Source organism: Streptomyces sp. NPDC094147 (assembly GCF_044764265.1).
Taxonomy (GTDB): Bacteria; Actinomycetota; Actinomycetes; order Streptomycetales; family Streptomycetaceae; genus Streptomyces.
Window position 1 is genome coordinate 1 of the sequence record NZ_JBIWHT010000021.1, and the last position, 22,167, is coordinate 22,167.

19 protein-coding genes are annotated in these 22,167 nt (G+C 70.8%); 10 read left to right on the forward strand and 9 right to left on the reverse strand.

Features of this window, described 5'->3' with window-relative positions:
• Window positions 1–185: 185 nt before the first annotated feature.
• The 5 genes from ACIQ8J_RS25850 to ACIQ8J_RS25870 are packed head-to-tail and all read right to left on the reverse strand — an operon-like array spanning window position 186 to window position 5,562.
• Window positions 186–1,496, reverse strand: coding sequence for a DUF58 domain-containing protein (locus ACIQ8J_RS25850; protein WP_403274760.1), 1,311 nt, complete (start codon window positions 1,494–1,496; stop codon window positions 186–188).
• An 8-nt stretch (window positions 1,497–1,504) separates the two neighbouring features.
• Complete coding sequence (locus ACIQ8J_RS25855) at window positions 1,505–2,488, reverse strand: AAA family ATPase (protein ID WP_403274762.1); 984 nt, start codon at window positions 2,486–2,488, stop codon at window positions 1,505–1,507.
• Window positions 2,485–3,669, reverse strand: coding sequence for a DUF4350 domain-containing protein (locus ACIQ8J_RS25860; RefSeq protein WP_403274763.1), 1,185 nt, complete (start codon window positions 3,667–3,669; stop codon window positions 2,485–2,487). Before ACIQ8J_RS25860 ends, ACIQ8J_RS25855 begins: the two co-directional genes overlap by 4 nt.
• Window positions 3,666–4,313: a DUF4129 domain-containing protein gene (locus ACIQ8J_RS25865; protein ID WP_403274764.1), complete on the reverse strand. Its 648-nt coding sequence runs from the start codon at window positions 4,311–4,313 to the stop codon at window positions 3,666–3,668. Before ACIQ8J_RS25865 ends, ACIQ8J_RS25860 begins: the two co-directional genes overlap by 4 nt.
• Window positions 4,314–4,317: 4 nt before the next feature.
• Window positions 4,318–5,562: a glycerophosphoryl diester phosphodiesterase membrane domain-containing protein gene (locus tag ACIQ8J_RS25870; protein WP_403274765.1), complete on the reverse strand. Its 1,245-nt coding sequence runs from the start codon at window positions 5,560–5,562 to the stop codon at window positions 4,318–4,320.
• A 155-nt stretch (window positions 5,563–5,717) separates the two neighbouring features.
• Here ACIQ8J_RS25870 and mtnA point away from each other — a divergent pair, with 155 nt between their 5' ends.
• The 7 genes from mtnA to ACIQ8J_RS25905 all read left to right on the forward strand — a co-directional run bounded on the left by mtnA (window position 5,718) and on the right by ACIQ8J_RS25905 (window position 14,330).
• A complete protein-coding gene (gene mtnA, locus ACIQ8J_RS25875) occupies window positions 5,718–6,866 on the forward strand; it encodes an S-methyl-5-thioribose-1-phosphate isomerase (RefSeq protein ID WP_403274767.1) in 1,149 nt (382 codons plus the stop codon).
• 4 nt (window positions 6,867–6,870) lie between these two features.
• Window positions 6,871–7,560, forward strand: coding sequence for a two-component system response regulator MtrA (gene mtrA / locus ACIQ8J_RS25880; RefSeq protein ID WP_403274768.1), 690 nt, complete (start codon window positions 6,871–6,873; stop codon window positions 7,558–7,560).
• A gap of 1 nt (window position 7,561) precedes the next feature.
• The gene (gene mtrB / locus ACIQ8J_RS25885; RefSeq protein ID WP_403274769.1) at window positions 7,562–9,547 is read left to right on the forward strand and encodes an MtrAB system histidine kinase MtrB; all 1,986 of its coding nucleotides are present in this window, start codon (window positions 7,562–7,564) and stop codon (window positions 9,545–9,547) included.
• Window positions 9,537–11,450, forward strand: a complete 1,914-nt coding sequence (locus ACIQ8J_RS25890) for an LpqB family beta-propeller domain-containing protein (RefSeq protein WP_403274770.1) — start codon at window positions 9,537–9,539, stop codon at window positions 11,448–11,450. Before mtrB ends, ACIQ8J_RS25890 begins: the two co-directional genes overlap by 11 nt.
• Window positions 11,451–11,508: 58 nt before the next feature.
• Window positions 11,509–12,318, forward strand: coding sequence for a ComF family protein (locus ACIQ8J_RS25895; RefSeq protein ID WP_403274771.1), 810 nt, complete (start codon window positions 11,509–11,511; stop codon window positions 12,316–12,318).
• Between the two features lie 314 nt (window positions 12,319–12,632).
• A complete protein-coding gene (gene hpf / locus ACIQ8J_RS25900; protein ID WP_403274772.1) occupies window positions 12,633–13,322 on the forward strand; it encodes a ribosome hibernation-promoting factor, HPF/YfiA family in 690 nt (229 codons plus the stop codon).
• 249 nt (window positions 13,323–13,571) lie between these two features.
• Window positions 13,572–14,330, forward strand: coding sequence for a response regulator (locus ACIQ8J_RS25905; RefSeq protein ID WP_403274773.1), 759 nt, complete (start codon window positions 13,572–13,574; stop codon window positions 14,328–14,330).
• On the opposite strand, the gene ACIQ8J_RS25910 is transcribed toward ACIQ8J_RS25905, so the two are convergent.
• Together ACIQ8J_RS25910 and ACIQ8J_RS25915 are read right to left on the reverse strand one after the other, a co-directional pair.
• On the reverse strand, window positions 14,323–15,489 hold the full coding sequence (locus tag ACIQ8J_RS25910) for a winged helix-turn-helix domain-containing protein (protein ID WP_403274774.1): 1,167 nt from the start codon (window positions 15,487–15,489) through the stop codon (window positions 14,323–14,325). The two genes, ACIQ8J_RS25905 and ACIQ8J_RS25910, sit on opposite strands and share 8 nt — an antisense overlap.
• Window positions 15,490–15,533: 44 nt before the next feature.
• Window positions 15,534–16,106, reverse strand: a complete 573-nt coding sequence (locus ACIQ8J_RS25915; protein WP_403274775.1) for a GNAT family N-acetyltransferase — start codon at window positions 16,104–16,106, stop codon at window positions 15,534–15,536.
• 199 nt (window positions 16,107–16,305) lie between these two features.
• Between ACIQ8J_RS25915 and secA the strand changes: the two genes are divergently transcribed.
• Complete coding sequence (secA, locus tag ACIQ8J_RS25920; protein ID WP_403274777.1) at window positions 16,306–19,128, forward strand: preprotein translocase subunit SecA; 2,823 nt, start codon at window positions 16,306–16,308, stop codon at window positions 19,126–19,128.
• Window positions 19,129–19,185: 57 nt separating this feature from the next.
• On the opposite strand, the gene ACIQ8J_RS25925 is transcribed toward secA, so the two are convergent.
• Window positions 19,186–19,593: an Rv3235 family protein gene (locus tag ACIQ8J_RS25925; RefSeq protein ID WP_403274778.1), complete on the reverse strand. Its 408-nt coding sequence runs from the start codon at window positions 19,591–19,593 to the stop codon at window positions 19,186–19,188.
• A gap of 279 nt (window positions 19,594–19,872) precedes the next feature.
• Here ACIQ8J_RS25925 and ACIQ8J_RS25930 point away from each other — a divergent pair, with 279 nt between their 5' ends.
• Both ACIQ8J_RS25930 and ACIQ8J_RS25935 read left to right on the forward strand, forming a co-directional pair.
• Entirely contained in the window at window positions 19,873–20,379 is a 507-nt protein-coding gene (locus ACIQ8J_RS25930) for a DUF6912 family protein (RefSeq protein WP_403274780.1), read from the forward strand.
• A gap of 56 nt (window positions 20,380–20,435) precedes the next feature.
• The gene (locus ACIQ8J_RS25935) at window positions 20,436–21,131 is read left to right on the forward strand and encodes an HAD family hydrolase (protein ID WP_403274781.1); all 696 of its coding nucleotides are present in this window, start codon (window positions 20,436–20,438) and stop codon (window positions 21,129–21,131) included.
• A 106-nt stretch (window positions 21,132–21,237) separates the two neighbouring features.
• Here the strand turns inward: ACIQ8J_RS25935 and ACIQ8J_RS25940 are convergent, their stop codons facing one another.
• Window positions 21,238–21,804 carry a DJ-1/PfpI family protein gene (locus ACIQ8J_RS25940; protein WP_403274782.1) on the reverse strand — a complete coding sequence of 189 codons (567 nt, stop codon included), beginning with the start codon at window positions 21,802–21,804 and terminating at the stop codon, window positions 21,238–21,240.
• Between the last annotated feature and the right edge of the window lie 363 nt (window positions 21,805–22,167).

Sequence of the window (22,167 nt, forward strand, 5' to 3'; positions counted from 1 at the left end):
AAGCTAAGCCTTTCAGCGCCGATGGTACTGCAGGGGGGACCCTGTGGGAGAGTAGGACGCCGCCGAACAATTTTTGGGGAAAGCCCCGCACCAGGTTCCTTCGGGATCACGGTGCGGGGCTTTTCCGCGTTTAGGGGTGGTGTGAAGAAGGAGGCGAAGCCTTCCCTTCTTCACACCACCCTTTCTTACAGTCGGCCTCCGGCCTTCAGCTCAAGGTATGCGTCGGCCAGTGTCGGGGCCAGATTGTCCGGGGTGGCATCGACGACTGTGACGCCCTGACGCATCAGTTTTTCGGCGGTGCAGCGGCGTTGTTCCTGGGTCTTGCTGGCGGCAGCGGCTTCGTAGACGGCTTCGACGGTGCCGCGTCTGGCTGACATCTCCTGGATGTGGGGGTCGGCCACTGAGGCGACCAGCACTGTGTGGCGCTTGGTGAGCTGGGGAAGCACCGGGAGCAGGCCTTCTTCGACCGGCGCTGCGTCAAGGCTGGTCAGCAGGACGAGCAGCGAGCGGCGGGGCGCGTGATTCAGGGCAGCTGCGCTGAGGCCACGGGCGTCGGTCTCCACCAGAGTCGGTTCGAGCGGGGCCATGGCGTTGACCAGCGCGGGCAGGAGTTCACCTGCGGGACGGCCCTGGACTTGGGCGCGTACCCGGCGGTCGTACGCGAGGAGGTCGACCCGGTCGCCGGCTCGCGAGGCGAGGGCGGCGAGCAGCAGAGCGGCGTCCATGGAGGCGTCGAGCCGGGGTACGTCTCCCACGCGGCCGGCCGAAGTGCGCCCCGTGTCGAGGACGACGAGGATGTGGCGGTCGCGCTCCGGGCGCCAGGTGCGTACGGCGACATTTCCCTGGCGGGCGGTTGCCCGCCAGTCGATGGAGCGGGTGTCGTCGCCGGGGACGTACGCGCGGAGGCTGTCGAACTCGGTGCCTTCCCCGCGGGTCAACACGCTGGTACGGCCGTCGAGTTCGCGGAGTCGGGCCAGCCGGGACGGCAGGTGCTTGCGGCTCGCGAACGGCGGCAGGGCGCGGACCGTCCAGGGGACCTGGTGGCTGCCCTGTCGGGCGGCCAGGCCGAGGGGGCCGTAGGAGCGGATCGTGATGCGGTCCGCCCGGCGGTCGCCGCGGCGGGTCGGCCGCAGCACGGTGGACAGTCGGCGCCGTTCGCCGGCCGGGATCGTCAACGGGTGCCGTGATGCTGTCTGTTCGGTGCCGGAAGGCCAACTGCTGGGCGGCCAGGCGTCCCTGAGCTGGGCGCGGAGACGGCGGTTCGACGGGTTGGTGACGGTGAGGACGACCTCGGCGGCTTCACCGAGTCGAACTGACGTATCACCACTTCGAGTGAACTGGAGCTTTTGCACTGGCGCGGCACATGCGTAGTCGCACAGAATTGCGAGTGCAAGGGGAGCGTTGACCGCCAGCATGCCGGTCCAGCCCGGGGCGAAGACACCGGCCGGGATGGAGCCGAGGGCGGCCAGGAGTGCGGAGCGTCCGGTGAGGGCCATGAGTCGCCTCAGCGGGGCACGGGGACGTGGGCGAGGACCGAAGTGATGACGGAGTCGGCGGTGACGCCCTCCATCTCGGCTTCGGGGCGCAGTTGGATGCGGTGGCGAAGTGTGGGGAGTGCCAGGGCTTTCACATCGTCCGGGATGACATAGTCCCGGCCGGTGAGCCAGGCCCAGGCCCGAGCCGTGGAGAGCAGGGCGGTGGCGCCTCGCGGGGAGACCCCGAGGCTGAGCGAGGGGGACTCACGCGTGGCACGACAGATATCGACGACATAGCCGGTGATCTCGGCGGAGACCGAGGTCTTGGCGACGGCGGCGCGGGCGGCTTCGAGGTCGGCGGGACCGGCCACGGGGCGTACGCCTGCCGCCTTCAGATCGCGAGGGTTGAAGCCGTCCGCGTGGCGGGTCAGTACGTCTATCTCGTCCTGGCGTGAGGGCAGCGGGACCGTCAACTTCAGGAGGAATCGGTCCAGTTGGGCCTCCGGGAGGGGGTACGTGCCCTCGTACTCGACCGGGTTCTGAGTGGCGGCCACCAGGAACGGGTTCGGCAGGAGGCGTGGGATGCCGTCGACCGTGACCTGTCGTTCCTCCATGGCCTCGAGGAGGGAGGACTGGGTCTTGGGCGGGGTGCGGTTGATCTCGTCCGCGAGCAGCAGGTTGGTGAAGACAGGACCGGGCTGGAAGGAGAACTCGGCGGTGCGGGCGTCGTAGATGAGAGAGCCCGTGACATCGCTCGGCATCAGATCGGGGGTGAACTGGACGCGCTTGGTGTCGAGTTCGAGGGAGGCTGCCAACGCGCGCACCAGGAGGGTCTTGGCGACGCCCGGCACCCCTTCGAGCAGCACATGGCCGCGGCAGAGGAGGGCGACGACGAGGCCGGTGACGGCGGAGTCCTGGCCGACCACGGCCTTGGCGATCTCGGCGCGCAGGGCTTCCAGCGAAGCGCGGGCGCTGTCCGGGTGCGCTGCGGTCTCCGGGGTGCGGTCGCTCATGAAGTGCGTACCTCTCTTTCGAGGGCGTCCAGTTCGTCCGCGAGGCGGACAAGTGCGGCGTCGTCGGCCGGTGTTGGGCCGAAGAGCAGGGAATGGGGGTCGCGGCCAACGGCGGGGAGCCGGGCCGAGACGGCGGGGACGAGAAGTTCGGGGGAGTGCGCCGACGAGGCGGGCACGCCGAGGAGGGGGGCCAGCCGGGCGCGGACGGCCGATCGGAGGGTGTCGGCGGCACGGTCGCGCGCCTTGGTCTTGCGGTAGAGGCGGGCGCGGCCCTCGGTGGCCTCGGACGCGCGGACGGCGACCGGGAGTTGCTCGGTCACGAGAGGGCCGAGCCGACGCGCTCGCCAGAGGGCGGCGAGTACGGCGGCGAGGGCGAGTTGGAGGGTGGCCCAGCGCCATCCGGACGGGATCAGGTCGAAGAAGGAGCGTTTGCCGCCGTCGGTGGCGGACGCATCACCCAACGAGGGGAGGTACCAGACCAGATGGGGACGAGTGCCGAGCAGTTGGAGGGCGAGGGAGGCGTTGCCCTCCTTGTCGAGCCGGTGGTTGAGGAGGATGTCGGGGGCGCCGAGGAGAATGGTGTCGCCCCGGCCCTGGGCCGTGGTGCGGAGCAGAGTGGGCAGGCCGTCCGCCGGGTAGCAGCCCTCGTCGTTCTCGCCGTCGGCCGAGTAGCGGACGCCGCCGGTGTCCGCGCGTCCGGCGCGGGTCGCTGTGGGCTGGGCGCAGGCGGGGTCGCGGGGCTTTACGGAGACGGGGGCCTCGGCGCGTACACCGGGGGCGAGGATGCCCAGGGACGGCGGGCCGGGTGCGATGAGGATCGTACGGCCGCCCGAGTCGGCGGTGGCGGTGCGGAGTTGGCGCTGCTGGTCCTCCGTCAGGAGATCGGGGACCGTGACCAGGAGCGTGTTGTCGGGGCCGGTGGCCGCCGTTGCCTCATCGAGGGTGGTGACGACCCGCGTGGAGACTCGCTGGGTCTTGAGGAGTTGGGCGACGGCGCGGCTGCCGTACTGATCGGCGGAGCGCGGGTCGAGGCTGCCGTGCTGGGCGTCGGAGCGCATCGCGGCGAGTGCGACGCCGGCCGCGATCAGGATCGCGAGGGCCAGGAGCAAGCCGCGGGTTCGGGTCCACAACTGGCGTGGTGTGACCGAGGTGGAGGTGGCGGCGGTCGTGGCGGTGGTCATTCGGCGGTCCCTTGGGCCGCGTCGCTCAACGCGGGCTTGGTGCGTTCGAGGTCCCGGTCGAGGTCGCGCAACCCCAGATACGCCGCTTCGTCCGCTGTGCGCCCGCCGTATGTGACGTCGTCGAATATGCGGGCCGCTTCGGCGGCGGCCTCGTCGGCGGTGCGGCCGGGGCGGGGGTCGAGGAGCGCGCGTTCCTCCAACGAGCGGACGATGGCACGCATCCGTTCCTGCACGGCCTCGTTCCAGCGGCGGGCTTCGGCGTGGGCCTCGGCCGCGGTGCGGTGTTCGGCGGCGCTGCGCGGGCGGTCGGCGAAGAGGGTTCCGCCCGAGGTGGAGGTCCGCTGCGGGGTGCCGAGGCGCCACCAGAGGGCGGCGATCAGAGCGAGCACGGCGATGACGATCACGAGCAGGCCGAGTGGGCCGCCGGGGACCGCACCGGAGGCCGAGTCGAAGAGCGAACCGACCCAGTCCCAGAACTTGTTGAGGACACGCTGGAGCAGGCTCGGGTCGTTCTGGTGGTACACCGGGTCGGACAGCTCGCGCCTGGCCGCTTCTCGGGCCGGGTCGCGAGGAATGTCCACCGGAGGTGCGCCGGATGCGCCGTTCAGTAGTCGTGCCGTGATGAAGCCCCCCGCTTCTGACACCCCATCAGCTCCCGGGTGTCTCGTAGCCGGGGACGCCCGCGGCGCGGGCGAGTTCGAGGTCGAGGGCCTCGCGGCGGATGCGCTGGTCGATGTAGAGCAGAACGCTCACACCGGCGGCGATGGGGTAGGTGATGGCGGAGGCGATCACGGCTCCGATGCCGGAGACGATCAGGTAGGCCCAGCCGAACTGCGGGGTGCCCCCGTTGAGGATGTCGCTGAAGGAGTTGCTGTCCACCGCCATCGCGATCGCGGAGAACGGGAACACGATGATCATCGAGACGATGGTCATCAGGATCGACGTCAGCAGCATGATGCCGAAGATGCGCCACCAGGAGCCGTTGACCAGCTTGGTGGAGCGGCGCAGGGACTGGACGATGCTCTGCCGTTCCAGCATCAGGGCCGGCGACGCGAGGCTGAACCGGATGTAGAGCCACAGGGCGACCACGGACGCGGCGAGACCGCCGAGCACGGCGAGTGCCGCGCCGCCGCCTCCGCCGATGAGGACCCCGGGAAGGATGCCGACGGCCATGATCGCGGCGAGCATGACGAACAGGAGGCTGAGCAGACCGAGCAGGCTCAGCAGCCGCGGGCGGGCCTCGGTCCAGGCGTCGCCCAGGCTCACCGGGCGGCCGAGGACGGAACGGCTGACCACGATGGTGAGTACGGCCGTGGTGAAGAGCGTCGCGAGCTGGCCGATGATCAGGGGCGGTGTCAGGTCGATCAGGCTGGACCGCAGCGCGTCGAAGGCCTGGTTGACGGCTTCGGTGCCGGTGGCGTTCGGGTCGACCGTGGCGGGGGCCGGCAGGATGAAGCGCGTGGCGAGGATCTGGGCCAGCTGCGAGATCACCGCGACGGTCAGCGTCAGACCGAGGACCGTGCGCCAATGGGCGCGCGCCGTGGAGACCGCGCCGTCCAGGATCTCTCCGACGCCCAGCGGACGCAGCGGGATGACACCCGGCTTGGCGGCGGGCGGGCGTCCGTAGTTCTGGTTCCAGTTGCCGCCCGGGGGCTGCCTCGGCACCTGGCCCCAGCCGCCGTGCCCCTGCTGGGGGCCACCCCAGCCGGGTGCCGGCGGGGGCGGCGTCTGGCCGGCGCCCGGCGCGGACCACTGGGCGGCCGGGGGCTGGTCCTGCGACCACTTCGAGGAGGCTCGGGCCCGGTCCGACGGCTCGGGCTGCGTGGGCGCGCCGGAGTTGTCGCCGTCGGAAGGGGCCGATCCGGGCGAGGCCCAGCCCGGAGAGTCGTTCACGGTGGTCCACCTCGTGGATTGGTCGCGGGACCGGCTGCGCGCGCCGGTTCCTTCGGGTTGGCTGCCATCGTGCCACGTGGACCGGGACCGCGGACCGGCCGCGGTATCTCGTTGGCACCTTCAATTGTCGGTGGCTCACGGGGCAGACTGGGCGGATGGCTGATCAGGACGTGCGAACCACGATGGAGCCCGGTGCCACGGGGCTGCCCTCGCTGCGCTGGGACGAGCCGCCGGAGGGCCCCGTGCTGGTCCTTCTCGACCAGACCCGGCTGCCCGCCGAGGAGGTGGAGCTCGTCTGCACGGATGTGCCGGGGCTGGTGCGGGCCATCCAGACGCTGGCCGTACGCGGCGCCCCGCTGCTCGGCATCGCCGGGGCGTACGGGGTGGCGCTCGCCGCGGCACGCGGGTACGACGTGGACGAGGCTGCGGCGCTGCTCGCGGAGGCTCGGCCCACCGCCGTCAACCTCGGCTACGGGGTGCGGCTGGCGGCCGGGGCGTACCGTGCCGCTGTCGAGAAGGGCGCGGGGCCGGTGGAGGCCGGGGCGGTGGCGCTGGCCGCCGCCAAGGAGCTGCACCGGGCCGATGCCGAGGCAAGCGCGCGGATGGCCGGGCACGGGCTTGCGCTCCTTGACGAACTGCTGCCCGGTGGCAGCCACCGCATCCTCACGCACTGCAACACCGGCCGACTGGTCTCCGGCGGCGAGGGCACCGCCTTCGCGGTCGCGCTGGCCGCACATCGGGTGGGCAGGCTGCGGCGGCTGTGGGTGGACGAGACGCGGCCGCTGTTGCAGGGGGCGAGGCTGACGGCGTACGAAGCGGCGGGCAGCGGGATGCCGTACAGCCTGCTGAGCGACAACGCGGCCGGGTCGCTGTTCGCGTCCGGTGAGGTGGATGCTGTGCTCATCGGCGCCGACCGGATCGCGGGCGACGGCTCGGTGGCGAACAAGGTGGGCAGTTATCCGCTCGCGGTGCTCGCCAAGTACCACCACGTGCCGTTCATCGTGGTCGCGCCGGTCACCACGGTGGATCTGGACACCCCGGACGGCGCCTCGATCGAGGTCGAGCAGCGGCCCGGCCAGGAGGTGACGGAGCTCACTGCCCCGCAGCTTCCCGGGGGCGGCTGGGGGGCCGGTTCCGGCCTCGCGGTGGCGCCGCTGGGGACGCAGGCGTACAACCCCGCCTTCGATGTGACACCACCCGAACTGGTCACGGCGATCGTCACGGAGGAAGGTGTGCTGTCCCCGGTGACAGGCGGCGGGCTGAGGGAGCTGTGTGCCAGGTCACGCCAGGTAACGATTAGCTAATGGGATGATGACGTTTATGAAGGGACGCGTCCTTGTCGTCGACGACGACACCGCACTGGCCGAGATGCTCGGCATTGTGTTGCGTGGAGAAGGTTTTGAGCCGTCGTTCGTAGCGGATGGCGACAAGGCACTGGCGGCATTCCGTGACGCCAAGCCCGACCTGGTGCTGCTCGATCTCATGCTGCCCGGACGGGACGGCATCGAGGTCTGCAGGCTGATCAGGGCCGAGTCGGGTGTGCCGATCGTCATGCTCACCGCCAAGAGCGACACCGTTGACGTGGTCGTCGGTCTGGAGTCAGGAGCCGATGACTACATCGTGAAGCCGTTCAAGCCGAAGGAGCTGGTCGCCCGGATCCGGGCCCGGCTGCGTAGGTCGGAGGAGCCGGCGCCCGAGCAGCTCGCGATAGGCGATCTGGTGATCGACGTGGCCGGGCACTCGGTGAAGCGGGACGGGCAGTCGATCGCGCTGACCCCGCTCGAGTTCGACCTGCTGGTCGCGCTCGCCCGCAAGCCGTGGCAGGTGTTCACTCGTGAGGTACTCCTCGAACAGGTCTGGGGCTACCGGCACGCGGCGGACACCCGGCTGGTGAACGTGCATGTCCAGCGGCTTCGTTCGAAGGTCGAGAAGGACCCCGAGCGGCCGGAGATCGTGGTGACCGTCCGCGGGGTCGGTTACAAGGCAGGACTGAGCTGAGATGACCCAAGAAGCTGGGCGCAAGACGTCCTGGGGCGGCCGGTTGCTCCAGGACGGAGCGCCCGGCGGTCCGGTGCTGCGCCTCGTCGTGCGCTGGGTGCGGCGGCCGCTGCTGCCCGCCGCGCGGCTGTGGCGGCGCAACATCCAGCTGCGGGTGGTCGCGGCCACCCTGTTGATGTCGCTGGGTGTGGTCGTGCTGCTCGGCTTCGTGGTCATCGGGGCGGTGCGCAACGGCCTGCTCGAAACCAAGGAGAAGGCGGCCGAGAGCCAGTCCGCGGGCGGATTCTCGGTGGCGAAGGACAAGGCCGGCACGCCCGTCTCGTCCGGCGACGACTCCACCGCGGGCGGTCGTGGCTCCGGCTCCTCGGTGAGCTGGCGCAACGACCTGGTGACCCAGCTCGCGAGCAGCGGCCAGGGCGCGTTCTACGTCGTCGCCCTGGGGTCGGCCTCGGCGGATTCGGACTCCGCGTCCAGCAACCGGGGGCCGCGCGCCTCCGGCTATGTGGACCCCCTCGCGAGCGTTCCGCAGAACCTGCGCGACAGCGTCGACGAGGGAACCGGCGCGTTCAAGACGTACACCTCCATCAAGTTCACCGACGGTCAGGACGCCGAGCCCGGTCTGGTGGTGGGCACCCGCCTCAAGGACGTCGACGGGCAGTCGTACCAGCTCTACTACCTCTTCCCGCTGGTGCAGGAGGAGAAGTCGCTCACCCTCGTCAAGACGACGCTGGCGACCGCCGGGCTCTTCGTCGTGGTGCTGCTCGGGGCGATCGCCTGGCTCGTGGTGCGCCAAGTGGTGACGCCGGTCCGGATGGCGGCCGGAGTCGCCGAGCGGCTCTCCACGGGCGTGCTCAGAGAGCGCATGAAGGTCACCGGTGAGGACGACATCGCCCGGCTCGGCGAGGCCTTCAACAAGATGGCGCAGAACCTTCAGGTCAAGATCAACCAGCTGGAGGAGCTGTCGCGGATGCAGCGGCGGTTCGTCTCCGACGTCTCTCACGAGCTGCGCACACCGCTGACGACCGTACGGATGGCAGCCGATGTCATCCATGAGGCGCGGGTCGACTTCGATCCGGTGACGGCGCGCTCGGCCGAGCTCCTCGCCGGGCAGCTGGACCGTTTCGAGTCGCTGCTCGCCGACCTCCTGGAAATCAGCCGCTTCGACGCGGGCGCGGCGGCCCTCGAAGCCGAGCCGATAGACCTGCGGGAGGTCGTGCGCCGGGTGATCGAGGGCGCCGAGCCGCTGGCCGAGCGCAAGGGAACCCGGATACGGGTCGTCGGCGACGAACAGCCGGTGGTCGCCGAGGCCGATGCCCGCCGCGTGGAGCGGGTGCTGCGCAACCTGGTCGTCAACGCCGTCGAGCACGGCGAGGGCAGGGACGTGGTGGTACGGCTCGCGGCGGCCGGCGGGGCCGTGGCGGTCGCGGTGCGCGACTACGGCGTGGGACTCAAGCCCGGTGAGGCGACCCGGGTGTTCAACCGGTTCTGGCGGGCCGATCCGGCGCGCGCCCGTACCACCGGTGGTACGGGGCTGGGCCTGTCCATCGCCGTCGAGGACGCGCGGCTGCACGCCGGCTGGCTGCAGGCCTGGGGAGAGCCGGGCGGCGGTTCGCAGTTCCGGCTGACCCTGCCGCGTACCGCCGACGAACCGTTGCGCGGATCGCCGATACCGCTGGAGCCGGAGGACTCGCGGGCGGCCCGTGAGCGCGCCAAGGCGGAGGCCGCGTCGGACCAGGCGCAGGGCAACCGGCTCTCGACCGTGCCGACGCCGCGGCTGGACCGTTCGACGCTGCCCGTGCCGCCCACCGCCCCGGCGCGTCCGCGCACCTCGGGTCCCGGGGCGAGCCCGGCCGGGCTGCCCGGAGGCGGCGGGGGCCGGGTGGTGGCCCGGCTCGGCGACGGGGAGCCGCCCGCACGGCCCGCCGCGGAACGTCCGGAGCAGCTCAGTGAAGCGACTGACCAGGAGGGATCGGCCCGTGGGCGCTGAGCGGGGGAGGGGCTTCGGCAAGCTGCCGCGGTTGGCGGTCGTGCTGGGCAGCGGGGCGTTGCTCGTGTCGGGCTGCGCGTCCATGCCGAGCAGCGGCGATGTGCACGGGGTCTCGGCGTCCCAGCGGGCCGATTCGCAGGTGCAGGTGTACGCCGTGCCGCCGCGGCCCGGGGCCGATCCCAATGAGATCGTCTCGGGCTTCCTGGAGGCGATGACCAGCGACGATCCGCAGTTCGCGATGGCCCGCCAGTATCTGACCGCGAAGGCGGCGCGGGACTGGCAGCCCAGCGAGGTCACGGTCCTCGCCGGCGGCCCGGACCCCCAGCCCAACCGGTCCAGCGACCGGGGCGCGGACTCGAACGGCTTCACCTTCACGGTGTCCGGCAAACCCGTAGCCGTCGTCGACCAGCAGCACGCGTACCAGCCGGCCAAGCCGCAGGACACCTACAGCCAGACGATCCACCTGGTGCGGCAGAGCGGCCAGGACGGGACGGGCAAGGAGTGGCGCATCGACGCGCTGCCGGAGGGACTGCTGCTCGGGCAGTCCGACTTCCAGCGCATCTACCGCTCCGTCAACACCTACTACTTCGCCGCGGGGCAGGACCGGCTGGTCGCCGACCCGGTGTACGTGCGCCAGCGCAACGACCCCGAGACGCAGATGAACCTGATCACGCAGACGGTGCAGTCGGTCCTGAACGGCCCGACCAACTGGCTGAAACCGGTGGTCACTTCGAAGTTTCCGTCCGGTACGGGACTCAAGAGCGACACCAAGTCGCTCGCCCTGGACGACCGCAACGCGCTGAAGGTGCCGCTGAACGAGCGGGCCTCGAACGCCGGTGAGGCGCAGTGCAAGCGGATGGCGGCCCAACTCCTGTTCACCCTGCGGGATCTGACGACCACTCGGATAGGCCAGGTGGAGCTCGACCGGGCCAACGGCTCGCAGCTGTGTGTGCTCAGCGGCGACCAGGCCGAGACGTACGCGCCGGACCGCATGTCGACCAGTCCCGGCCAGTACTTCGTGGACGCGGGCGGTCATGTGGCGCGCATGCGGGCCGCCGCCGCGAGCGCGGACAGCTCCGGCGGCACCGACGGGTCGAGCGGTACGGACGGTTCGGACGCCGCGGTGGTGACGGAGCCGGTGCAGGGCCCGTTCGGCAAGGGTGAGCAGCAGGTGCGTACGGTCGCGGTCTCGCGGGACGAGAAGCGGGCGGCCGGGGTGTCGGCGGACGGCAAGTCCCTGTTCGTGGCCCCGCTCGCGGCCGGCGCCGAGCTCGTGAGGACGCCGGTGACCAGCGACGACAGGGATGCGAAGAGCGGCGGCCTCTCGGCGCCGAGCTGGGACGGGCGCGGCGACCTGTGGGTGGCCGACCGCAATCCGGCCAGGCCGAGGCTGCTGCGCCTCGCCCAGGGCACGGGGGAGCCCGAGACAGTCGATGTCGCCGGTCTCAACGGTGCGCGCATCGAGCAGGTGCGGATGTCGGCGGACGGTGTACGGGTCGCGCTGCTCGTTTTCGAGGGCGGCCGTAAGACGCTGCGGATCGGCCGGGTCGAGCGGACCGGCGACGGCGACAAGAGTGTGGTCTCGGTGGTCGAACTGCGCGCCGGGGCACCGCAGATGGAGGACGTGACCGCCGTGTCCTGGGCCGGGCGCAGCCGCCTCGTGGTGGTCGGCAAGGAGTTCGGCGGGGTCTCCCAGCAGCTGCGCTATGTGCAGACGGACGGCTCGACCTCGGCGTCCGGCACGCTGCCGAGCGTCAACAAGGTGACGGACGTCGCGGCCACGGACGACGACCGGATGCCGCTGGTGGCGCATTCTCAGGAGGACGGCATCGTCCGGCTGCCGCCCGGCGCGAACTGGAGGACGGCCGTCAAGAAGGGCTCGGCGCCCGCCTATCCGGGGTAGCCGGGGCCGGTTGTCCACAGGGGTGGCCGGGGCTCGCGCCCCTTGGCACAGTGGATGCATGCGGGGGTGGTGGCAGGAGTTCTCCGGCCTTGTGCTGCCGACCGCGTGCGGCGGCTGCGGCAGGCCGCGCACGGCGCTGTGCGAGCGGTGCCGGGCGGCGCTGCTCGGTGCGCCCGCGCGCCGGGTGCGGCCGGCGCCGGAGCCCGCCGGGCTGCCCGTGGTGTACGCGGCGGCGCCGTACGAGGACGCCGTGCGGGCGGTGCTGCTCGGCCACAAGGAGCGGGGCGCGCTCGGTCTTGCCGGGGTGCTCGGGCAGGCGCTGGCGGGGGCCGTGCGGGCGGCTGGCGGTCCCGGTGGGCCTGGGCCGTTGCTGCTGGTCCCGATGCCTTCGTCACGGCGTGCGGTGCGTGCCCGCGGGCACGACGCGGCCCGCCGGATGGCCCTGGCCGCGGCCGGGGAGCTGCGGCGGACGGGTACGGATGCCCGGGTGGCCGCGGTCCTGCGGCAGCGGCGTGCGGTGGTGGACCAGGCGGGGCTGAGCGCCCCGCAGCGGCTCGCGAATCTGTCCGGGGCGCTGGTGGTCGCGGGCGGCGGCGAGCGGCTGCTGAGGGGCGGCCGGGTGGTGCTGGTGGACGATCTGATGACGACGGGTGCGTCGCTGGTGGAGGCGGCGCGGGCGATCCGCACCGCGCAGGCGCACGGGTACGGAGATGGATGCCATGGGCAGGGAATTCCGGGATTTCCCCCCATCGGAGCATCGCCGTACCGGCCGGGGACGGGCGAGGCCCTGCGCGACGCAGGTGTTCCGCGCCCGGTGGCCGCGGTTGTCGCGGCCACTCCGGAATCCTTCGCAATAAACCGGAACTGACGGATAACTTGCATCGTTGCAGGTAGTGAGAGGGCGGAAACACCTGAGTGGAGGTACGTGCGAGTAGCGGGTGCCGAGAACCGGCCGGGCGAGCTATGTTCGGTTGTGAGGAATGGCGAAAGACCGTTCACTTAATGCACGGCTGAGCTTCGGCGCGTTTTCACTTACCCCCGACTTGGTGGGGTGGGGATCTTCTCGACGGGGGAGGAGGAGGTGATACGTCACCGAGTCCGAGGCCCCGGCACTCACCGGGGTCTGGTGCAAAAGGGAGCAGCTCCGCACTGAGGCGGAGCGATCCGGGAACGGAGTTCTGCGTGGACATCGTCGTCAAGGGCCGCAAGACCGAGGTGCCCGAGCGGTTCCGCAAGCACGTGGCCGAGAAGCTGAAGCTGGAGAAGATCCAGAAGCTCGACGGCAAGGTAATCAGCCTCGACGTCGAGGTGTCCAAGGAACACAACCCGCGGCAGGCGGACCGGTCGGACCGGGTGGAGATCACCCTCCACTCGCGCGGTCCCGTGATCCGCGCGGAGGCGGCGGCAGCAGACCCGTACGCGGCGCTCGACCTGGCGACCGGCAAGCTGGAGGCGCGGCTGCGCAAGCAGCACGACAAGCGCTACACGCGCCGGGGCAACGGCCGGCTCTCGGCCGCCGAGGTCGTCGATGCCGTACCGGGTGTGGCGCAGATGAACGGAAGCGGCGAGCCTGTGGACGGTTCGAAGGAAGAGCGCATTCCCACCACCAGGATCGGTTCGCTCGAAGTGCAGGGCGAAGGACCGCTGGTGGTTCGCGAGAAGACGCATGTCGCAGCCCCGATGACGCTCGACCAGGCGCTCTACGAGATGGAGCTGGTCGGGCACGACTTCTACCTGTTCGTCGACTCGGAGACGAAGCACCCCAGTGTCGTCTACCGGCGGCACGCCTACGACTACGGCGTCATCCACCTGGAGACCGACCCGCTCGCCGGTGAGGACGCGAGCGGTGCGGGCGGTGCCCTGGGCGGCTGATCCTGGCCGGAAAGGACCACGGGCAACCGCCGGTCGGCGCGCTGAACGCATGCGGACCGCGCGCCGTACCACCGGGTGAAGGTGCCCCTGGAGCGCTTGTGCGCCCCCAGGGGCACCACCGTGCGACCACTGGATCACCGTTCTGCAGGCCGGGCATGAAATCATGGCGTCGCACGCCAACCGCTGCTCCCTGGAGCGGGGTTGGTGCCGCGACACCAACTCGGGCCACGGCCTTCAGGGGGAGGAACGATGGCGGACAGCTTCGGGCCGGTGCACGGCGGTTCATACGCCGAAAGCCCGAACGGTGGGGACAGCGAGACCGGGATGGACGCGGGGGCGTCCCGCAAGGAGCCGATCCGGGTCCTGGTGGTGGACGACCACGCCCTCTTCCGCCGGGGGCTGGAGATCGTGCTGGCGGCCGAGGAGGACATCCAGGTCGTCGGCGAGGCCGGGGACGGGGCGGAGGCCGTGGACAAGGCCGCCGACCTGCTGCCGGACATCGTGCTGATGGACGTGCGGATGCCCCGGCGCGGCGGCATCGAGGCCTGCACCTCCATCAAGGAGGTGGCTCCCAGCGCGAAGATCATCATGCTGACGATCAGCGACGAGGAGGCCGACCTCTACGACGCGATCAAGGCGGGGGCAACGGGTTATCTCCTCAAGGAGATCTCCACCGACGAGGTGGCCACCGCCATCCGGGCGGTGGCCGACGGGCAGTCGCAGATCAGCCCCTCGATGGCCTCCAAGCTGCTCACCGAGTTCAAGTCGATGATCCAGCGCACCGACGAGCGGCGCCTGGTGCCCGCGCCCCGGCTCACCGACCGCGAGCTGGAGGTCCTCAAACTGGTCGCCACGGGGATGAACAACCGCGACATCGCGAAGGAGTTGTTCATCTCCGAGAACACCGTGAAGAACCATGTGCGCAACATCCTGGAGAAGCTCCAGCTGCACTCCAGGATGGAGGCGGTGGTCTACGCGATGCGCGAGAAGATCCTTGAGATCAGATAGCCAGCGCCGAGGTCAGCGCCGCCGCCTGCTGCGGGGTCCCGGCCCGTTCGATCCGTACGGAGTCGCAGCCCACCCACTCGGCGGCCTCCAACAGGGCCTGGGCCATGGGCCGGACGGCCTTTTCCGATGCCAGGGAGACCTGCTTGGCGACCAGGGTGCGCCCCTCGCGCGCCGGGTCGACCCGGCCGATCAGCCGGCCGCCCGAGAGCAGCGGCATCGCGAAGTAGCCGTGGACGCGCTTGGGCTTGGGGACGTACGCCTCCAGCCGGTGGGCGAAGCCGAAGATGCGCTCGGTGCGGGCGCGCTCCCAGATCAGCGAGTCGAACGGCGAGAGAAGTGTGGTGCGGTGGCGGCCGCGCGGCTCGGTGGCCAGCGCCTGCGGATCCGCCCAGGCGGGCTTGGACCAGCCCTGCACGGTGACCGGCACCAGACCCGAATCGGCGACCACCGCGTCGAACTGCTCGCCCTTGAGACGGTGGTAGTCGGCGATGTCCGCGCGGGTGCCGACCCCCAGTGACTGCCCGGCCAGCCGCACCAGGCGGCGCAGGCACTCCGTGTCGTCCAGGTCGTCGTGCAGCAGGGCGTCCGGAACGGCCCGCTCGGCCAGGTCGTACACGCGCTTCCAGCCGCGCCGCTCGGTGCACACCACCTCGCCGTACATCAGCGCCCGCTCGACGGCGACCTTCGACTCCGACCAGTCCCACCACTCGCCCTTGTTCTTGGCGCCGCCCAAGTCCGTTGCGGTGAGCGGGCCTTCGGCGCGCAGCTGCTTGATCACCTGCTCGTAGGCGCCGTCGGGCAGGTGGTGGTGCCAGTGCGGCCGGGAGCGGTAGGCGCGGCGGCGGAAGGCGAAGTGCGGCCACTCCTCGACGGGCAGCACGCAGGCCGCGTGCGACCAGTACTCGAAGGAGTGGCTGCCGCTCCAGTAGGCGTCCTCGACCGCCTTGCGGCCGACGGCGCCCAGGCGCGCGTACGGGATCAGCTCGTGCGAGCGGGCGAGCACGGAGATGGTGTCGAGCTGGACCGCGCCCAGGTGGCGCAGGATCCCGCGCACCCCGCCCCGGCGGTCGGGCGCGCCGAGGAAGCCCTGGGCCCGTAGGGCTATCCGGCGGGCCTCGTCGGCGGACAGTTCGGCGGCGGGAGGCGGCAGGCTCGTCATCCTCCGCACGATAGCCGCCGCCACTGACAACGCGGGGGCGAAGATCAGCTCTGCGCGGGCAGGTGCGGAAGCACGCCCGGCAGGCCCAGGTCGGACGGGAGCAGGGCGCCGATCCAGCTGTCCAGGCGGGCGCTCCGGTGCACGGCCGCCGAGCGCAGCGTGCCCTCCATGACGAAGCCGGCCCTCAGGGCGACCGCGCGGGAGGCCTCGTTGCCGACGACCGCCCGCCACTCCAGGCGGTCGACGGCGGCCCGCTCGAAGGCCCAGCGGGCGACCGCCAGAGCCGCCTCCGTCATATAGCCGCGGCCGCGGTGCTCCTTGGCCGCCCAGAAGCCCAGCTCCGCGAGGCCCGGCCCGCGCCGCGCCACGCCGATCATGGCGACCAGGGTCGTACCGTCCGCAGTAAGTACTGCGAAGGTGTAGTCGGTGTCGTTGCGCCAGCCGTCCGGGCCGAAGTTCGTGGTGAAGCTCTCCGCGTGCTCGCGCAGGTACGGGGAGGGCACGGTGGTCCAGCGCTGGATGTCGGGGTCCTGACAGGCCGCGTAGGCGGCATCCGCGTCCTCGGGGCCGACGGGGCGCAGCAGCAGGCGTGCGGTGGTGAGGGTGACGGGCTCCATCGGCCGATTCTCCGCGCGGGCGGGCCGGGGAGCCAACACATTTCGCCGCCCGACCGGCACCTTCGGCGGGTCCTGTCCGTTGTCGTAACGGCAGACCTCCCGGCGCGGGCGGGTCCTCGCATACGATGACCGTTGCTGTAGCTACACCCAACCGCTCACTCGACCGCGCCAGGCCCGACCGGCAAGGAGACCAACCCCCGTGTCCGTCCTCTCAAAGATCATGCGTGCAGGCGAAGGCAAGATCCTGCGCAAGCTGCACCGCATCGCGGACCAGGTCAACTCCATCGAAGAGGACTTCGTCAACCTCTCCGACGCCGAGCTGCGTGCCCTCACCGACGAATACAAGGAGCGGTACGCGGACGGCGAGAGCCTGGACGACCTGCTTCCCGAAGCCTTCGCGACCGTGCGGGAGGCGGCCAAGCGCGTCCTCGGCCAGCGTCATTACGACGTCCAGATGATGGGCGGCGCCGCCCTGCACCTCGGCTACGTGGCCGAGATGAAGACCGGTGAGGGCAAGACCCTCGTCGGCACGCTGCCGGCGTATCTGAACGCGCTGTCCGGCAAGGGCGTGCACCTGATCACGGTCAACGACTACCTGGCCGAGCGCGACTCCGAAATGATGGGCCGGGTGCACAAGTTCCTCGGTCTTGAGGTCGGTTGCATCCTGGCCAACATGTCGCCCGCCGAGCGCCGCGCGCAGTACAGCTGCGACATCACGTACGGCACGAACAACGAGTTCGGCTTCGACTACCTCCGCGACAACATGGCGTGGTCCCAGGACGAGCTCGTCCAGCGCGGCCACAACTTCGCGATCGTGGACGAGGTCGACTCGATCCTGGTGGACGAGGCCCGTACGCCGCTGATCATCTCCGGCCCGGCCGACCAGGCCACCAAGTGGTACGGCGACTTCGCCAAGCTGGTGACGCGCCTCACCAAGGGCGAGGCGGGCAACCCGCTGAAGGGCATCGAGGAGACCGGCGACTACGAGGTCGACGAGAAGAAGCGCACCGTCGCCATCCACGAGCCCGGCGTCGCCAAGGTCGAGGACTGGCTGGGCATCGACAACCTCTACGAGTCGGTGAACACCCCGCTCGTCGGTTACCTCAACAACGCCATCAAGGCGAAGGAACTGTTCAAGAACGACAAGGACTACGTCGTCATCGACGGCGAGGTCATGATCGTCGACGAGCACACCGGCCGTATCCTCGCCGGCCGCCGCTACAACGAGGGCATGCACCAGGCGATCGAGGCGAAGGAAGGGGTGGACATCAAGGACGAGAACCAGACGCTCGCCACGATCACCCTGCAGAACTTCTTCCGCCTCTACTCCAAGCTCTCCGGCATGACCGGCACGGCGATGACCGAGGCCGCCGAGTTCCACCAGATCTACAAGCTGGGCGTCGTGCCGATCCCGACGAACAAGCCCATGGTCCGCAAGGACCAGTCGGACCTGATCTACCGCACCGAGGTCGCCAAGTTCGACGCGGTCGTGGACGACATCGCCGAGAAGCACGAGAAGGGCCAGCCGATCCTGGTCGGCACCACCTCGGTCGAGAAGTCCGAGTACCTCTCGCAGCAGCTCTCCAAGCGCGGCATCCAGCACGAGGTGCTCAACGCCAAGCAGCACGACCGTGAGGCGATCATCGTCGCCCAGGCGGGCCGCAAGGGCGCCGTCACCGTCGCCACCAACATGGCCGGACGAGGCACCGACATCAAGCTCGGCGGCAACCCGGACGACCTCGCCGAGGCGGAGCTGCGCCAGGCGGGCCTCGACCCCGTGGAGCACGTCGAGGAGTGGGCCGCCGCGCTGCCCGCCGCCCTGGAGAAGGCCGAGGAGGCCGTCAAGGCCGAGTTCGAAGAGGTCAAGGACCTCGGCGGCCTGTACGTCCTCGGTACCGAGCGGCACGAGTCGCGGCGCATCGACAACCAGCTGCGCGGCCGCTCCGGCCGTCAGGGCGACCCGGGCGAGTCCCGCTTCTACCTCTCGCTCGGCGACGACCTGATGCGCCTGTTCAAGGCCCAGATGGTCGAGCGCGTCATGTCGATGGCCAACGTTCCGGACGACGTGCCGATCGAGAACAAGATGGTGACGCGCGCCATCGCCTCGGCCCAGTCGCAGGTCGAGCAGCAGAACTTCGAGACCCGCAAGAACGTCCTGAAGTACGACGAGGTGCTCAACCGCCAGCGCGAGGTCATCTACGGCGAGCGCCGCCGCGTCCTGGAGGGCGAGGACCTGCACGAGCAGGTGAAGCACTTCATGGACGACACCATCGACGCCTACATCCAGGCCGAGACCGTCGAGGGCTTCGCCGAGGAGTGGGACCTGGACCGGCTGTGGGGCGCGTTCAAGCAGCTCTACCCGGTGAAGGTCACCGTGGAGGAGCTGGAGGAGGCGGCGGGCGACCGGGCGGGCATCACCGCCGAGTTCATCGCCGAGTCCGTCAAGGACGACATCTACGAGCAGTACGCCTCCCGCGAGGAGCAGCTCGGCTCGGACATCATGCGCGAGCTGGAGCGCCGCGTGGTGCTCTCGGTCCTGGACCGCAAGTGGCGCGAGCACCTCTACGAGATGGACTACCTCCAGGAGGGCATCGGCCTGCGGGCCATGGCGCAGAAGGACCCGCTGGTCGAGTACCAGCGCGAGGGCTTCGACATGTTCAACGCCATGATGGAGGGCATCAAGGAGGAGTCGGTCGGCTACCTGTTCAACCTGGAGGTCCAGGTCGAGCAGCAGGTCGAGGAGGTCCCGGTCCAGGACACCGCGCCCGCCGAGGCGACCTCCCTCAGCAAGGAGGACGTCATTCCGGCCGCGCGTCCCGAGATCCGGGCGAAGGGTCTGGACGCCCCGCAGCGCCCGGACCGGCTGCACTTCTCGGCGCCGACGGTGGACGGCGAGGGCGGCGTGGTCGAGGGCGACTTCGACAACGGTGACGAGCCGGCCCGCTCGGAGGCGGACGGCATGACCCGCGCCGAGCGCCGCAAGGCCCAGAAGAGCACGGGCGGCCGTCGCCGCAAGAAGTAACGGGCGGCTGTACGTCGTGGAGGGGCCCGGCACGGGAAGGTGCCGGGCCCCCTCCGGCTATGCCGGGACGCGTTCGCCGCCGAGCTCGACGGCCGCGCAGCGCCAGCGCAGATCGGCGCCCTGCTCCAGGCGGAAGGCCATGGCGCGCACCTGCTCGCCCGCCGCGATGCAGGCGGCCGCCTCCACGATCCCGCGATCCAGCGGCGCCGCACGGCAGGACCGTACGACGGGACGGGTGCCGCGGGTGCGGAACGGGGTGCGCGGGGCGAGGCGTACCAGCTGCTCGTACGCGTCTCCCACGGTCAGGCCCAGCATCCAGTGCACCGGGCGTTCGCCGCTGAGCACCGCGAGCAGTTTCTGCGCGAACAGGTCGTGCGGGGTCAGGCGCTGCGGCCGCCGGGTCCCGGTGCTGCCGGGCCTGCGCTGGTCGCCGCGTCCCGCCGGCCCGGTCGTGGTCCTGCTCATGGCTGCCGCCCCCTTGGATACCAGTGAGTAACTTCTGTTGGGGATCTTGTACGGGGGCGACGGGAGCGGCCGCAAGGACCGTGCCCGGGGCGGAGCAGGGGCGTACGGATTCACCTATCCGGATGAATGGACGCTCCGTCTTCCCAGGTGGGGGCCGGTCCGGCCGGGTCCGGCGGGGACCGGCGGCCAGCGGGCACCGGCAGCTCGAAGGGGGACTCCCGCGCGTATCCTGAACCCGTCTCCCGACCGGATGAGACGACGAGAAGAGAGCGGTCTGCCATGCGCGTGTACGTACCCCTGACCATCTCCGGTCTTGCGACGGCACACGGAGCGGGAGAGCTCGGCCCCGGGCCGCTCACCGCGTACGCCGTCACCCCCGGACTGCGCGAGTGGTACGTCTCCGACGACATCGAGGAGCTGGAGTACGCGGCGCTCAGCCGGGCCGCGGCCGCCTCGCTGCGGCTGCTCGCCGGCGAGCCCGGCACGGCCCGGCGCCGCGTCGTGATCGCCGCGGACGTGCCGGACGGGACCGTGAGCGCCGACCCGGACCGGGGTCTGGACGCGAGCTCGCTGGGCGAAGTGCGGATCGCCTCGCCGGTGGCGCTGGCCAAGGCCGCCGCCGTGCACGTGGACGCCGAGGACGCGGTGGCCGATGTGACGGCCGCCGTGGAGGCGCTCGGCGCGGCCGACCACGGCGACGACGACGCCCAGTTCACCGTGGACGGTGCCGAAGACCACGAGCTGCTGTGGTTCGGGGTGCAGGAAATCCCCAACCTGATCGCCTGACCTGCGGATTCTCCGGCTCCCGGTCGGTTGTCAGTGCCGGTGGGTACCGTTCTGACATGGGGAACGGCAGGCAGTACACGGGGAAGCGCCCGGCGCATCTCGTCTGGGACTGGAACGGCACACTGCTCGATGACAACGCGGCGGTCATCGAGGCGACCAACGCCGCCTTCGCGGAGCTCGGCCTGGAGCCGATCACGCTGGAGCGGTACCGCGAGCTGTACTGCGTGCCGATACCCCGCTTCTACCAGCGCCTGATCGGGCGGCTGCCCACCGATGCCGAGTGGCTGGTCATGGACGCGGCCTTCCACCGGCAGTACTGGGCGCGGGCGGATGCCTGCGGGCTCACCGAGGGGGCGGCCGAGCTCCTCGCCGCGCGGCGGGCGGCCGGGCTGAGCCAGTCGCTGCTGTCCATGGCGCCCCACGAGCACCTGGTGCCGATCGTGCGGCGGCACGGCATCACCGAGCACTTCATACGGGTCGACGGACGCACCGGGCCCTCGCACGGCAGCAAGGCGGAGCACATGGTGCGCCACCTGACCGCACTGCGGGCCGCGGACGCGGACATATCCGGGGAGCGGGTCGTGGTCATCGGGGACGCGGTGGACGACGCGGTGGCCGCGGCCGCGGTGGGGGCGGGGGCGGTGCTGTTCACCGGGGGGTCGCACAGCCGGGCCAGCCTGGCGGTGGCGGGCGTCCCGGTGGTCGACTCGCTCGCCGAGGCGGTTGCTGTCGCGGAGGAGCTGGTCGGCTGACCGGGGTGGCTGCGGGGACCTGGGGGCTTCTGCCCCCAGACCCCCGCTCCTCAACTCCCCCAAAGCCCAAAGGGCCAGGGGGACCCCATGAGGGGTTTGGTTCTCCCTACGTGACCGGCGCCTTCGCCCGCAGCACCGTGAGGAACTCCCTCATCCAGGCGGAGTGGTCCGGCCACGCCCTGGAGGAGACCAGGGTGCCGTCCACCACCGCCTCCGCGTCCTGGAAGGTGGCGCCCGCCGCCTGCATGTCCAGCTCAAGGGCCGGATACGCGGTGACCCGGCGCCCGGTCAGACCCCCGATCGCGGCCGTGAGCAGCGGGCCGTGGCAGATCTGGGCGACCGGTTTGTCGGTGTCGAAGAAGGCCTTCAGGATCTTCCTCAGCTCCGGGTCGTTGCGGAGGTACTCGGGGGCCCGGCCGCCCGGGATCACCAGTGCGGCGTACTGGCCGGGGTCGACTTCCGTGAAGGCCAGGTCGGCGGGCCAGGTGTAGCCGGGCTTCTCCGTGTACGTGTCGAAGCCGGGCTCGAAGTCGTGGATCACGAAGCGGAGCTTCTTGCGGGCGGGGGCCGCGATGTGGACCTCGTACCCCTCCTCGCGCAGGCGCTGGTACGGGTAGAGGACCTCAAGGGACTCGGCGGCGTCGCCGGTCACGATCAGGATCTTGGCTGCCATGGGTGCACTCCCTCACCGGGGGCTGGAGGCTCAAAGGGACCTGTGGCTCAACGTAACTGGAGGTCGATCGCACATGCGGATTGCGTACCGGTCAACGTGCCCGCGTGGCGCGGGTTTGCCAAGAGGGCTCGTTCCGGCCGTCGTGTCCTGTCCAGACCGTCCAACTTCTGGCCCGAGCTTTGTACACATGAGGCTCGTGACGGTTCGGGGGTCAAGGGCGATAGCCTTGTCCCGTGATCAGCGCGATATGTCGCGGAGGCACTGACGCCTCTGCCCTGCGCCCGGAGCGCCACCGCGCCCGGGTAGTCGCTGATTTCCTCCACCCGGAAGCACGGCGCGACGCCACTGAATTGGCCGGTAAGC